Source organism: Prevotella bivia DSM 20514 (assembly GCF_000262545.1).
Lineage (GTDB): Bacteria > Bacteroidota > Bacteroidia > Bacteroidales > Bacteroidaceae > Prevotella > Prevotella bivia.
Window position 1 is genome coordinate 516,426 of sequence record NZ_JH660660.1, and the last position, 15,208, is coordinate 531,633.

Below are 15,208 nucleotides of genomic sequence, written 5' to 3' on the forward strand. Positions count from 1 at the left end.
AAGCCTTTACGGAGAGTACGTGAATGCACGCTATGCGTAAGCATAGCATAAGCATCACGCAATCGTCTCCGTAGTTCCAATTTACCAGATTTTCGCTTGAAACGCCTTGCGGTCTTATCCTATATGTTGGCGGCGAAAAGCTCCTGCCAATCGCCGTTTTTCTCAAATGTTATGCAAAGATAGCCAAATTCAGTGAATTACGGGCTATGATTGCTTGAATTTATATTTAAGTCCATACTCTTCAAGTTTGCTGTATAGTGTTGTCCTGCCTATGCCGAGCAGTTCTGCGGCGACACTCCGGTTGCCGTTTGCCTGTTTCAACGCACGCAATATCCGCTCCTTATCCTCCGCGTCATTGCGCAAGGCGAAGCTGACAGTAGAGGTCGGTTTCGTCACGGCAAGTTCCAGATGCTCTTTCATGACAACACCTTCCTGCGCCTGCAATACAGCACCCATAACTTTCTGCCGAAGTTCCCGCACGTTGCCTGGCCATGCGTGTGTCAGCAACGCTTTACGTGCTTCGGAACTGAACCCGCTCACGCTACACTCCAGCTCTCTGTTTGCCATATCACGGAAGAACTCTGCCAGCGGCATAATGTCTTCTTGACAGTCACGCAACGGAGGAACGGTTATCCCGAAGTCGTGCAGGCGGTACAGAAGATCCTGCCGAAAACGCTTTTCATTCACCGATACCTCCAAATCTTCATTGGTAGCAGCGATGATGCGGACATTGAAATTCCGGTCTGCCTTGTCTCCGACCGGGCGATACCGCCTCTCCTGTATGGCACGGAGCAACATCTGTTGGGTTTCCAACGCGAGGTTTCCTACCTCGTCCAGAAACAACGTGCCGCCTTCCGCCTCATGGAAATATCCTTTCTTGGCATTGTCCGCACCTGTAAATGCACCTTTGACGTGTCCGAAGAAAGCCGACGGTGCAAGCTCTTTGGAGAGTGAACCGCAGTCCACCGCCACAAATGGCTTGCCTGCACGTTTGCTCTTGTCATGCAACAGGTGGGCAATATGCTCCTTGCCCGTGCCGTTCTCACCAAATATCATCACGCTCATATCGGTGGCGGCTACCAGCCTTATGCGGTGCATGATTTTCTGAAAGGCGGAACCTTCACGGGCGAATATAGGCATACGGCGTTGTCCTGCCTGACGTTCTTTCAGTATGGAACGGATCAGGGGGACAAGTTTATCCTCCACAAGCTGTTTGGGAATATAGTCTATCGAGCCGAGTTTCATGCTTTCCACGGCGGTATTAACTTCGGCGTAGTCGGTCATAATGATGAAGGGCTGCATCTTTCCCTCCTTTCGCATCCAGCACAAAAGGTCTATGCCACTGCCGTCAGGCAGACGCAGGTCGGCAACCACGATATCATTATCTGTTGCCTGTTGCAGATGTTTCTTCGCGGTTGAGAGGTGGTAAGCCTTCATATTGCGGTAGCCCTCCCGTGACAGCATATTGCAGACATATTCGCAATACACGATGTTGTCTTCCACCACAATTATTTTTGTCTTATTCATCTTCGTATTTTCTCCTTTCCTCTTCTGCCAACCGTATTATTTCCACTCCCTTATCCAGCACGGCAGTCACGGCATGGCTTAACGCTTCACCATCCGGGAGAGCATCGCCACGAAGCAATCCGTAAAGTACATTCAGCGGTTGGTCGGCACGGAGCACCTCCCACGAACTGCGCAGGTGGTGGATCAGGGAATCCAGCTTTTGCAGGTCTTTTTCTTTTGCTGCATCCCGTACCGCCTGCATTTCCTTTTCTGTTTCAGTTATCAACTTTTCCAGCATGACGGCTTCATTGCCATAGGACAATAAGGCGGAAAAGTCCGGTTTCCCGTCCGGTGTCGCTTTTATGGCACACCTGTCGGAAACCTCCATCAGTTCCGATATGGAGAACGGTTTGAACAGGCATCCGGCAAAGCCTTTTGCCAATAGTTCCCCTTTGTTACAACTGCCCGAAGCGGTTGCCACAACCACCGGGATTGTTGGTGAATTGCCCACGTTGGACGAACGCAACAGTTCCAGCAATTCGAAACCGTTTATATCGGGCATATTCAAGTCTGTCAGCAACAGGCTGTATTCTTTCTGGCGTATCATTTCCATCAGTGCCGCAGCATCGGTGCAAGTGTCGCAGTGTATTCCTTCTTGGGAATACATCTCTTTCAGCATCAGAAGTAATACCTCATCATTGTCAATGGCGACAACATCATGGAATTTATTGTTATGATAAACAGGTGTATTGCTTGTATATCCAAGCTGTTCTTCAGCTTCCTGCATAGAAATTTCAACTGTGAAACGACTGCCTTTCCCTTTCTTGCTGTCTAAACGGATTGTTCCGCCAAGCATCGACACAATATTACGCATTATGGCAAGCCCAAGCCCGAAACCCTCCTTTGCGGCGGCATTTGATAGACGTTCAAACGCACCGAACGCTTGTTTCTGTTCCTCTTCTGTCATGCCTGTACCTGTATCTTCAACGACCAGTGTCAGAACTCCATTATCATATTCAGTAATCAAAGAAACACCGCCTTCTTCTGTGAACTTGACAGCGTTTGACAGCAGGTTATTCCCGATTTGTATTATTCGCTCTTTGTCGGTCAATACAATGGCATCGTGTCCAGTCTTCACGGACAAGGACAGCCCTTTGTTCACGGCAACAGGCATGAACTCCGTTTCAAGTGTGTGCGTGATTGCTGAAATCCGGCAGGGTGACAGACGGGGCTGTTCCTTGCCGTTGTCCAGGCGGAAGAAGTCAAGCAAAGTGTTAAGCATATCCCGCATACGGTCGGAGGATTGCAGTATGTTTTGGATATACTGCCCGGACTTATCCTCACACTGTTCTTTCCGTATCAGTCCGGCATAGCCTGTTATTGCTGTCAGCGGTGTGCGCAGTTCATGGGTGATAGTATGTACCGCCTTCTTCCTTGACGTTATCAGTGCCTCGTTCCGTTGTACGGATTGTTCCAGTTGCCTTATCAAATCAGTTGTCTTGTGCTTGTATTGTTTAATGCTTTTTGCATCACGATGTATGATGATGTAGGAAATTAACAACAATAGAAGAACGAATCCCATTAAACCGCCTACTTGCATAAATGACTTTTCACGCATGGCAACTATTTCGTTTTCCCGGCTTTGCAGTTCGGTTTGTACCTTTTCTTCTATTTGGCAAATCAATTCTTGCAGTTGTCTGTTAAGTTCTGCATTACGAGCTGCAAGGCTGTCGGCTTGTTCCGACAATTGGCGATCCTGCACTTTCTGTTCGCTGATTACGTTTCTATTGACCGAATGAAGGATAGTGGTTGATACTGCTGGAGTTACTTCCTTTTTTTTGCCGAATATGCCTAAGAAACCTTTTCGTTTTGGCTTTTTGGACTGTTCCTGCACACTTTTCTGTACAATAACCGGAATTTGATTGGCTATCTTCTTGTTAATAGATTGTTGTTCATCCATTAACCGGACTATCTGGAACATCTGTCGTTCCTTATCCTCTAAAAGACTGCGCACACTATCGATGCGCTCTGCTGGATAGGTGGCCTTGAAACGGCAGAGCATACTGTCCATTGCCATACGCCGTGCATGGTAATGCTCGATATCTTTATCGTTCCATTCCAGTATTGTTTCACCCAATAGAGAAAATTTTATCATTTGAATATTGATATTGTTTATTTCTTTTCGGAGCTCGTCTATTTTTTTATTGCCAAGTTCTAATGCTTCTATCTCCTGCCATTCATAGAGGCTATTATATGCCATACATCCGATAAGAATGGAGATAAGTATATATCCCAACCGTATTGCCTTATAGAAATTTCCTGACCGCTCCATTATTTTAATGACATTGATTTTTGGAACATGAATAAAAGTTTATCTTTTTCGTTCATGCGGATATTATCAGAATAACCGTCTTTTGTTATTTGATACCCACATGGCTTAACCATAAAAATGCCTAAGCCCTTAGTGTACGAACTTACTTCTGAGGCATAGTCTTTACTTGTATTTAATGGAACTTTCCCTTTAATATGACACCACTCATTATTACAACTGATGTCTTCAATCTCAGACATCAGTTTTTGCAAATCTGTAATAGCTTTGGAACTCGCTACTTGGGGTATCTGCAACTCAAAACAGAGCATCGGTTCGAGAATGTCCACACCTGACTGTTGCAAAGCCAGCCTGAAGACATAAGGGGTCAGCTGTCTGAAATCAGCAGGTGTACTTACCGGGCTATAATACTCGGCTTGAGTAAAAGTTACTTTCAGATCTGTCACTTCCCATCCATGTAAACCAGATTGGCAAGACATACGAATCCCTTCAAAAACGGCATTTTGAAAAGAATGGTTCAGATAACCATAGGAGATGTCACTTTCGATTTGCAACCCTGCCCCTAACGGTAAGGGTTCAAGAGTCAGCCCTATTGTGGCCCAGTAAGGGTTGGGTGGTACTTCGATCTGAATAATCTTATTGACCTTTTTTATAGGTCGTTCTTTGTAGATAGTCTTGATCTCATCAAAATGGACCTTTACGGAAAATCGTTCTTCCAGCAATGTCTGTATGATTTCCTTTTGGGTCAAACCATATAACGAGATTTCCAATTCATCACTATATGAGTTTATGGAAAAGGACAAAGACGGGTCTTCAATCCACAATGTATTCAGAGCGGATATCACCTTGCTTCTCTCTTCGGGCTTATTTGGCCGGACGGAGGATTTGAGAGCGGGATGCTGATGAGATAATCCTTGAATCAAACAAGGTTTAGCACCTAAATAATCTCCGATTCGAAAATCTTCTATATCTTCTACAATCGCGATATCATTGGCACCCACTTCATCAACATTTATCTCTCTGCCCTGATAAATAGTCTTTAGATTTTTAATCTTGATGAATTTTTCCGAATCGTTGATTCTTACAACGTCTCGAAGTCTCAGACTTCCGTCAATTATTTTAAGAAAACTTCTTTTATGCCCTTTGGGGTCATGCTCTATCTTATAGAGATAAGCTGAAAGTCTGTTTGAGACTGATGCCGGAGGAAGTATAAAAGAAGAAATGGCGTCCAACAACTCATTGATACCGATATTGAACATTGCTGATCCATGTAGCACCGGATAGACTTTGGCTTTTGCCACAAGAGCGATTATCGTATTCCAATAATCAGCCGGTGAAATTTCGCTATCCGCCAAATATCGTTCTAATATATCGTCGTCATGGTTGCATACAAATTCTTTGTATTCTTCCTTTATATATGTTTGGGAGCAAACCGGATAAACCGATCCATCGACAACAGTTTGCATAAACAGGACATCTTGCGACAGATTTGTTTTTATATCCATATACAAACGCTCCAAATTCACACCGGCACGGTCAATCTTATTGATAAATATAATTGTCGGGATTTGCAGCTTTTGTAAAGTACTGAACAGCAACTTTGTCTGCGCTTGTATGCCTTCCTTTGCGGATAAGATGAGGACTGCTCCATCAAGCATTTTGAATGTCCGCTCCACTTCCGCAATAAAATCCATGTGTCCCGGAGTGTCAATGATATTGCATTTCACTCCATTCCAGATAATAGATGTCGTAGAAGCCCGGACAGTAATTCCTCTACGTTTCTCTATATCCATAGAGTCCGTTATGGTGTCACCATTATCCACACGGCCGCACTTTTCCGTTGCTCCACTGGCAAACAGCAGATTCTCGGTTACGGAAGTTTTTCCTGCATCAATGTGAGCAAGAATTCCTAAATTTATAATATTCATTTGGATTAAGCAATAATATACTACAGTAGATGCATTGTCGAAACGCACCTTTTAATACCTCCTCGTAGCATATGAGAACTACAGGATTACTAACTCGTATTAATATGTATATTATTACTGCCGCATAACGATTACAAAATTACACAAAAAAATATATCTAACAAAAGTGGGAGGATTTTTTAACTTTTTACCATAGACATTTTATTAGGGAAGCGTAGGTTCAACTGGCAAGTACAAATAAGTAGAAATGTTTGAACAACACCGTTTTAGGAAGTTGAAAAATCAAGTTTCTCTCTCGGTATAGCGTTTATTTTGGCCAATATCTTCTTTAGTTTAGCATTTGTGTATTTCCCATTCGTGTTCTATTTAGCTCCTTATTATGAGTATGTAGCAAGTTACTTATCAAATTCAGCCTCTTTGAGGGTCAAATATGGTTTTGCAAATGGTGACTGACAAGACATAAACAAGGTCAGCAGGAATTTTTTACATAAATGGACATGAATGTATATAACCTAAAATAAGAATAAATTTTAATAAGGGCTGCCCAAAAAGAAAAAAATGCAGTTGCCATCCTATAGATACTTGCAGAAAGGATAAAATTTACTTTTAGACCTTTTGGGATAGCCCTTATTAATACTTCAGATAAAATTCCTTAGGTTATATTTTCAATCCTTTGGACCGGGTTTCCTCCTTGGCATACAGTCCCGGACGCCCGATTATGACATGGTTGGCAACGATACTATCCGCCGGACTGCGTATCTGCGGCGGTGCATTTTCGGGATATTGCGCCTGCCTGTTCCTCACATCTTCCGCTTCCGGCTTGAGCTGTTGCCCTTCATTCTCCTTTTCTGCGACTTCGGGCGTGGGTGGCGCAAGCTCCAGCTGAATTTTTCGGTCAAGGGCGGCAAGTTCGGACTTCAACTGCTTCAGCTCGTCCTCCTTCTTCCACACCTTACCCGCTATCTCCTGTAACTGCGGTATCTCCATCTCCAGCACCTCGTTCTTCGCCTTGTACTGGTCGATGATGGAGGGTATCCTCTCCATCGCGTTGAGGAAGTTGCGGGCGGCGGCCAACGGGTCAGCCATCGCCAGATGCCCGTTGTTGTAGGTGTACTTGTAGTTCCCCTCGACCACGAAGCGGTTGTCGGTGAACTCCAATCCCTCTTTGAGTATCCTTTCGCTCACCACCTTTATCGGAAAACCGTAAAGTTCACCGACCTGCGTGTACAACCCTCCGGTCGTGGCATTCTTGGCTATCTCCTGCAAACGCTTTCCGATGACCTTCTCATCGGCGGAATCCACTCCGTCCACCTTTATTATATTAAGGCGGTTGCCCTCCTTGTCGGTCTGCACCACCGACAGGAAGCGGTTCCAGTCCTCCGTCATGGCATCTATGAAAGCCGTGTTGTTGCGCAACTCGCCGGTCTTTGACTCCAGCTTGAACTCCGAATCACGCTTGCCCTTGTTGAACGACTTGCGTTCCCCTTCGAGCGATGCGATCCGCTTTTCCAGTTTCGCCTTGTCCAACAGGTCGGTATTGCCGGAGAGCAACGCCATGTATTCCGAGAAATTCATGCCCGATTTTTCGTCCATTGCCCCCTCGTCGATGGTACGCGCACCCATCGCACCGCTTTTGAGCTGGCTTATGAAAGTCTGCTTGCAGTGCAGGAGGTTGAACTTGTAGCTGTCCAGTGACTTCTCCACCGCGTAGATGATTACATCCACGTTGTTCCCGGCGAAATGTTTGGCAATCTCATTACCTGCCCTAACTCCGCGTCCGTCACGCTGTTGCAAGTCGGACGGTCGATCGGGTAGGTCAAGGGCATTACTGCCCTCTTCCCCCCTAAGAACCGTACTTGAGAGTTTCCTCTCATACGGCTCAAGCTTTTCTAAATCCCTATTCTTATATAGAGACCGGCTCATATTACTTCTTGTTGTTGTCATTGGATTTGCGGGATAATTTGAAACATTCGTCATGAACCAATAGGTTGCATTTTCGTCCGTTTTGGACGGTAGGCATCACATTCCATGCCTTGTGCGTGTTTATCGGCTCACCACATATTGGACATTTTCTACCCTGCTTTTCCCATAGGTGAAGCAAAGACTTACGCCCTTTCAGTGAAACAAGCATTTTCGACTTCATTCTTTGGTTGAAGTATAAACGACAGTCCACGTCAAACGGATTCATATCTCCTTTTATCTGCGTATATTGCAGAAAGGGGAACGAGGAAGTCAAAGTCAACAGTGTTAGTTGGTCTTCCTTTCCATTTGATTTCTTGAACTTGGCTGCAAAAGTCCAACTGTTACCTCGGATATTATGCCAATAGCGGTCTTTAATCCATCGCTTTCCTTTCTTGGAGTGGCGACGTTTAGCCCATTGCCATAGGGAGAGGAATATCTGATGGTCAATTCTGTGAAAGGAATCACGCGTTGCACCATGCTGATAGTATGCTCCCCATCCTCGGATTTTAGCATTCAACATTCTGATTAAGGACTCCTGCCTGCAACCCTTGTTGCCTTTTATCACCTTACGAATATTCTCCATAAAGCGTTTTTCGGCTTTCTTGGTCGGCTTGGTCAATATTTCATTGCCGTATTTGCGGATGTTGAAACCGAGAAAATCGAACCCGTCACGGACATTGGTTATCACAGTCTTTTCTTCTGATAAGGTTAAACCTCTTTCAGCCATGAATTCGGCAACCAATGGTTTGATTTCGTTCTCAAGCGTTTCCCTGTTCTCGCAGGTGATGATAAAATCATCGGCATAGCGTACCAAATTCACCATGGGGGAATAATGTTTCCCTTTTATGGTTCTTCTTTTATACCTCTCTGCGAGAACTTTCTGCAATCCATCCAATGCCATATTGGCAAGCGTCGGGGAGATTATACCTCCTTGTGGTGTACCCTCCTCCGTCGGGAACATCTGTTTGTTGAAGATATAGCCGCATTTCAACCATTTGCGGAGCATCGCCTTGTCCATAGGGATGTTGGCGAGTAGCCATTCGTGGCTGATATGGTCGAAGCATCCTTTGATGTCACCCTCCAAAATCCATTCGGGAGAATAGCCTTTTCGGAGAATATTATGGCATTGCATTACAGCGTCCATACAGCGGCGTTCCTTGCGGAACCCGTATGAACGAGTATCGGCTGTAGTTTCGGACACTGGTTCCAATGCCATGAGGTAGAGTGCTTGCATGGCTCTGTCTTTCATTGTCGGTATTCCCAATGGGCGCAGTTTGCCATTGCTCTTTTTGATGTGAACTCTTCTCAGGGGCTTCGGCTGATAGCCTCTGCGTCTGAGGTCGTTTATTGCTTGCATTTTTGTTTCGGGTTTATCCCATGTCTCCATGTCAACCCCAGGGGTGTTGCCACCTCCGTTAGAAGTTACTCTCTTTACGGCTAAGGCTTTTGCGTAAAAAGAGTGGGTCAACGTCCACTGTAAGGCTTTCACCTTATTGTGTCTGCCGTCCTTTTGAGCCTTTACAATACGTGCTTGTAGCTTTCTGACAGCCAACTCTGCCTTGGTCCAGTCTATGCTGTCCCAAAGTGTCAGCTGATTGTCAGCAGGTGCACACGATGTTTTGTTTTCGTTCATTTGCATTCCTTCTTTTGAAAGTTCTAAAAGTTAATTGTAAAGAATTACCATTAGACAACAGTCGGGTATCTTGCCTCCCGAATATTGTCACAGAAGTCTGCCCACTTTCGTGTCGGGTGATGTCGCCCAAATCAACTCGTGATGTCGGCTCAATCCGTATCCGTTCCATTACAGAACGGCATTCGCTTTTTCTGTTATCTTATACCTGCACACCGTTCAGCTTCCATTGCTGTCAGCTTACCTGCCACTTTGACATGACAGGAGATATACAGGCTTACCATGTTCCACATAGATAACTAACGGATAGGTTAGGTTCTGTCTCATCCTCCGGCGGTGCTTATATCCGTGTAATCCTACCATGGAGAGGATTAACTGACCGCTTCCCTTTTGGGAAGAGTGTACCAGTATCTTACACTCATTTACGACATTACGAAGTTTACTAACAGTTCGCTTACGCTAACCATACTATCCAGCCTCGCCACTCTACGGTATGATACTAACCGCACTTGACTTTCCCTCACGGTTCTGTCTTGTCCTTTCGGAAAGTGTACTTTGTCACAACCGCTTAATACAACATTAAGGTGCATTGGTCGGTAGGCTACCGCTGACGGAACAGCGGGTTAAAGCTGATACTCGTAAGTATCATTCTAACAATTATCTATGCGACTTCATGTCGCACCCAAGGCGTATCGAGATGATGGATAGCCACACACCGTTTCTGGGCGTTCACACCCGTTCCGAGCATAGAGGTAGAGCCGAACAGCACACGCACCGTCCCGGCGTTCATGGCGTCTATCACCGCCTTCCGCGCCTTGTCGGTCTTGCACTCCTGAATGAAGCGCACCTCGCTTGGCGGTATACCGTAGTCCTCCGTCAGTTTGCGCTTGATTTCCGAATAGACGTTCCACCCGTCGCCCGGCTGGTATGTCCCCAAATCAGAGAAAACGAACTGCGTGCCTTTCTGGGCGTCGTATTTTTGATAATACTCCGCGATCATCTTGGCACAGTGACTCGCTTTGTTGTCGGGATGATCTTCGTAATTCGGGTCTATCATGCGCATGTCGAGTGCCATTTTCCGGGCATAGTCCGTGGCGATGAGCATCTTCGCCTTTTCTTCCGTTTCCGAAAGCGGCAGCCTGCCCAACAAGGTGGCATCGCCCGTCTTGGCGAACTGCATCAGTTTCTGTATGAAGTCCTCCTGTTCCGGCGTGGGCGGTATATGGTGCAGTATCTCGTTCTTGGCAGGACGGTCAACGCCCACATCCTCCGCCGTGCGGTAGTCCGTGATTTCATTATAGAAGGCGGCAAGCTCCGGCACTTTGATGAAGTAGCGGAAACGCTCCTTCTGGACCACATTGTTCGTCACGTTAAATTCAAAATCCGTCGTCTTCTTGGCAAATATCGCCGCCCAAGCGTCGAAACACCTTATGTCCTGCCGTTCCAGCTCCTTCGGGCGCAGGTACTTGAACAGCAGGTACAATTCAGTCAGTGAGTTGCTGATAGTCGTGCCGGAGAGGAAGGTCGCACCCAAGTCTTTTCCTGTGCGCTCCTGTATGGTGCGTATGGCAAAGAGCATGTTAAGTGCCTTCTGGCTTCCCTCGCTGTTTCCCAATCCCGCCACACGGTCGTGGCGCGTGTTGAAAGTCAGATTCTTGAACTGGTGGCTCTCATCTATGAAGATGTGGTCGATGCCCATCTGCTTGAAATCCACCACGTCGTCCGTGCGTGACTTTATGGCGTGTTCCACCTTCTCCAGCTTCGCTTCAAGGTTGTGCTTGCGCTTCTCCAATCCTTTCAGCATCGCCCGCGACACGTTCTTTCCCTGCTGCCGTAGCACTTCGAGGTTTTCCTCCACCGTGTCAAGCTCTGCTTGCAGGATGCGCTGCTGCAATTCCGGCGACTGCGGTATCTTGCCGAACTGGTCGTGCGACATGATGACGCAATCGTAGTCGTTGTTCTTTATATTATTGAAGAAGCGCACACGGTTGGCGGTCGAAAAGTCCTTCTCCGAAGCGTACAGAATACGTGCGTTGGGATATGCCGCCTGATAGGTGGCTGCAATCTCCGCAACGTTGGCTTTCAGCCCGATAATCATCGGCTTGTGTGCCAAATTCAGACGCTTCATCTCATGCGCGGCGATGCACATTATCAGCGTCTTACCGGTTCCCACCTCGTGGTCGCAAATTCCGCCGCCGTTCTGTTTCAACATCCAGACGCAATCCATCTGTGAGGGATAGACGCTCTTGATACCCCGGCTTGCCAGCCCTTTCAGGTTGAGGTCGGGAAAGGTCTGATGGGAGCCGTCGTAGCGCGGGCGCACGAAACAGTTGAACTTGCGGTTATACATCGTCACAAGCCGCTCCTTGAACTGCGGCGACTGCTCTTCGAGCCATTCGGAGAAGCCGTTTCGTATCTCGTCAATCTTGGCGTTGGCGAGTTGTATTCCCTCGCTGTCGCGCATCTTGATGTCGTTGCCATGCTCGTCCTTGCCGATGGACTTCATCATGTCAGGGCAGGTGTTGTGCAGGGCGTGTTTTAGGAGGTGCATACCGTCATAGTTCCGGTAATACCCCTTCACCAGAAACTCGTCCGTGATTTTCATGGTGCGGTAGCCGCACACCACCGAAAACTCGTCCATGCTTGCGGAATAGGCGATTTTCACCTCCGTGTCGAACAGCCGGCTCATGTAGGCGGCATAGACACCCGTCGGAATCCAGCGTTCCCCGAAATTGAAGTCCAGATCCTCGAAGGCGATGCGCTGCGGCTCGGCATCTTTCAGAGCCTCCAACGCCTGCTTCACCTCCGGCATACGCTCATTTTCGGGATTGTCACCCATCCATGCCTCTATGCGTTCCGCTTTCTCTATGACATTTCCGGCGATGAAACGGTCTTTGATTTCGTAACCGGTCACGAGCGGATTGTAGTAGATGCGCCCTTGCAGGGCAGTGAGCAAATCCTCCGCCGTGCTGTCGGTTATCTCCCGCATATAGTCGAGATTGACCGTACCATATTTGTTGAGCGACGCAGACAGGGCTTCTTCGGGAGAGCCTACGTTGGCATGGCTCTCCACCGCGAAGGAAACAGGATGCTCGAAGATGTCCGCCTTGACGAACTTTCCGTTTTCCATCCGTTCCAGCGAAAGGATGTCGCGCCCGCCCGCATCCATCATCACTAACTTCACGTTCTGCTTGGCGTTGAGGTTGCCGTAGCGCATGACAAACTCATCGTAACAGGTATTCAGATGCTCTCGCCACGGAACATTTGCCTCGCGCCGGAGCGATTCATAACGGTACAGACGCTCGTAGGCGTCACGCAGCGACACATACAACAACGCCTTTTCCTTCTGGTATCCTTTCAGGTCGAGCGGCTGGAATGTCGCCCCGTATGGCGTGATGTCTTTCAGGTAGCCGATGTTATGACGCCCCCGGTCAGCCACCAGCGACCCTTCGCGCAGGTGCATCTCCGGCGTGCGGTGGTAGGCACGCGGAGAAAGGTCCACGACTTCCTCCTTCGGCTTTTCCGCTTCGATGTCGGGGAAAAGGAAAGTCCCCACCGCTTCCGATGGGGTATCTGTAACGGCAGGTGCGGCGACTGCCTCCGGCTGTGTTTCCTCCTGTCGTGGCTGCTCACGGGAAGTTTCCGGCACGGCTTTCACTTCCGTCTTTTCCGCCACTTGTTTCTCGTTATGCTGCCTTGCCAGTTCCCGAAGTTCTTTCCTACGCTCCGGCGTCAAACCCATCATCATTTCATAGAAACCGTTGATGGGAGGATTGGTATCCCAGTCCAGTGTGGCATAGATGTCGTCCGGGTCGGCAGGCTTGGCGGTGTTCTCCGCTTTCACCTCCTTATTCTCCATTGCGGGTTTTGCAGTTGGAGCTGTCGGTGTAACCGTGACTTTCGGTTTGGGCGGAGTGGACTTTGCCGTAACTGCCTTTTTCACCGTCTTTTTCTTTTTGGAGGTTTTCGGTTGGCTGACCTCTTCCGTCATCCCCCAGAGGTCAAGCAGGGTGAGCTGCACGCCTGCGGAATATTGCGGGCGCGGTTCTATCTCCGGCTTTTCATCTGCGGGTTGCGGCTTTTCTGTCGGAGTTTCCACCGTCTGCGCCGAGGATACTGTTTCCAATTTTATGGCAGGACGCTCTACTTTATTTTGAACGGCAACTTTTTCTTCCGTTCCTGCCTGCCGGATTGAACCCGAATACAAGCGCATGGCAAGCCTGTAATGGAAATCCTCGTCGAGCATACGGCGCAAATCCCCGGCGATGCCTGCTGCCTTGCCCTCGTGCAGATAAACCATAGCGGGCTTCCCGTAGGGGTCTGTGTCAAGTTTCGCCATCGTATGCACGATGCGTTCCGGGTGGTGGATGAAATAGGCGTTGTCGGTCAGGGCGGTTTTCGTGTCCGTCTGTATCACGGTCATCAGCCGCTCGTCCTGCGACATTTCCTTCTTGCTGAGGTTCTTTTGCAGGACAATCAGGTCACTGCCCACCTCCGTGCCCGCGTTGTCCGTGAACAGGTTGTTGGGCAGGCGTATCGCGGATACCAGATTGGCCTGACTGAACAGCTCGTTACGCACGGAGGTCTTGGTGCTATTCAATACCCCTTGCGAGGTGATGAACGCCACGATACCGCCGTCACGCACGGCATCCAGTCCTTTGAGAAAGAAATAGTTGTGGATGGTTTTCTGGGCGGAGCGTCTGCCGAAAGAGTCGCTCCGCTGAAACTCCGCGTCGAACACGGCAATGTCACCGAACGGAATGTTGGACACCGCCAAGTCGAAATAATTGTTGAACGGTCTTTCGATTTTCTCAAAACCGCAGGTGCGCATTTTCTGGTCGGGATAGAGATGCCTCAAGATTGTACCCGTGAGCAGATCCTTCTCGAAAGCCATCACATCCGCATTGGGGCTGTGCCGCAGCATGGAATCCACGAACACGCCGACACCTGCCGACGGTTCGAGCATACGGGCGGGGCGGACGCTGTAATCTGCCAGCACGTCCGCGATGGTGTCGGTTATCTCTTTGGGGGTGTAGAAAGCGGTCAGCACGGACGCTTTCAGCGAATCCACAAACCGCTTGTACTCTGTTTCGTCCTTGCTGTTCTCACGGATAAGCCTGTGCAGCTCCACCGTCGGGGCGAACAGTTCGAGGTCGGATTTCGCCCACCGGACGGCATCCGTCAGTTCCTTTGCAGGGTTGAGGATACATTTCAGACCGCCGAAACCGCAGTACCTTTGAAGTATGGCACGCTCTTCGGTTGTCGCTGTCCTATTTTCCCTGTCAAGGATGAATGCCGTCCGTATCGCCTCGATGTTGTCCCGCAGTTTCTGTTTGCGGTTAAACGCCATATTCGTCTAAGTAAAGGACGGTTGCTCCCGTCAGCTCCGTGTAGAGCAGGTCGTAATCGGAAGACAGGGCGAAATTGTCATCCGAGAGGTCATAGACGGAGAACACGTTGCCGACAAGCGGCAGCAGTTTCAGGACAAAGGCTTCACGCTTCTCTTCCGGCACTTCATCGGCAAACTCGTTTTCCACGACTTCGCGGAGGATGGCGTAACGGGAATAATGCAGCCCGCGCAGCAGCGTGTCCATCGCCAGTTCCTGCGCACCATCGGCGGGATAGCCTTCAAGCCGTGCCCTCTCATACGTTTCGGCGGCACGGTCGGCCCGTTCCCGTATGAAAGCGGTGTCGTCAGCCTGTTCAAACTTGTTCGTGCGGAGATAGTCCAGCAGGTACAGACCGTAATAGGAAAAGTCGGTCTGACCCTCGTTTTTCTTCTTGTTGTTCATTACTTTGGATTTAGCGGATTGATAATTAACGGGATAATCGGTTGGAAAAAGGAAGAAAAAG

5 protein-coding genes and 2 pseudogenes are annotated in these 15,208 nt (G+C 48.4%); all 7 read right to left on the bottom strand.

The genetic code is table 11. The annotated features are described in order from the left end of the window. Positions 1 to 204: 204 nt before the first annotated feature. The 7 genes and pseudogenes from PREBIDRAFT_RS04550 to PREBIDRAFT_RS04580 all read right to left on the bottom strand — a co-directional run bounded on the left by PREBIDRAFT_RS04550 (position 205) and on the right by PREBIDRAFT_RS04580 (position 15,147). The gene (locus PREBIDRAFT_RS04550) at positions 205 to 1,527 is read right to left on the bottom strand and encodes a sigma-54-dependent transcriptional regulator (RefSeq protein ID WP_004291471.1); all 1,323 of its coding nucleotides are present in this window, start codon (positions 1,525 to 1,527) and stop codon (positions 205 to 207) included. After that, positions 1,520 to 3,838 carry a hybrid sensor histidine kinase/response regulator gene (locus PREBIDRAFT_RS04555; RefSeq protein WP_004291467.1) on the bottom strand — a complete coding sequence of 773 codons (2,319 nt, stop codon included), beginning with the start codon at positions 3,836 to 3,838 and terminating at the stop codon, positions 1,520 to 1,522. Before PREBIDRAFT_RS04555 ends, PREBIDRAFT_RS04550 begins: the two co-directional genes overlap by 8 nt. Beyond that, the gene (gene tet(Q), locus PREBIDRAFT_RS04560; protein ID WP_004291466.1) at positions 3,838 to 5,763 is read right to left on the bottom strand and encodes a tetracycline resistance ribosomal protection protein Tet(Q); all 1,926 of its coding nucleotides are present in this window, start codon (positions 5,761 to 5,763) and stop codon (positions 3,838 to 3,840) included. The genes PREBIDRAFT_RS04555 and tet(Q) overlap by 1 nt, the downstream gene beginning before the upstream one ends. Before the next feature lie 657 nt (positions 5,764 to 6,420). After that, positions 6,421 to 7,584 (bottom strand): annotated as a pseudogene (locus tag PREBIDRAFT_RS04565) (DNA methylase); the annotation flags it as partial. Between the two features lie 103 nt (positions 7,585 to 7,687). Then, positions 7,688 to 9,358 carry a group II intron reverse transcriptase/maturase gene (gene ltrA, locus PREBIDRAFT_RS04570; RefSeq protein WP_004339342.1) on the bottom strand — a complete coding sequence of 557 codons (1,671 nt, stop codon included), beginning with the start codon at positions 9,356 to 9,358 and terminating at the stop codon, positions 7,688 to 7,690. 679 nt (positions 9,359 to 10,037) lie between these two features. Further along, a pseudogene (locus tag PREBIDRAFT_RS04575) lies at positions 10,038 to 14,705 on the bottom strand (N-6 DNA methylase); the annotation flags it as partial. Continuing rightward, the gene (locus PREBIDRAFT_RS04580) at positions 14,695 to 15,147 is read right to left on the bottom strand and encodes a DUF1896 domain-containing protein (RefSeq protein WP_004304266.1); all 453 of its coding nucleotides are present in this window, start codon (positions 15,145 to 15,147) and stop codon (positions 14,695 to 14,697) included. The gene PREBIDRAFT_RS04580 and the pseudogene PREBIDRAFT_RS04575, both read right to left, overlap by 11 nt. Between the last annotated feature and the right edge of the window lie 61 nt (positions 15,148 to 15,208).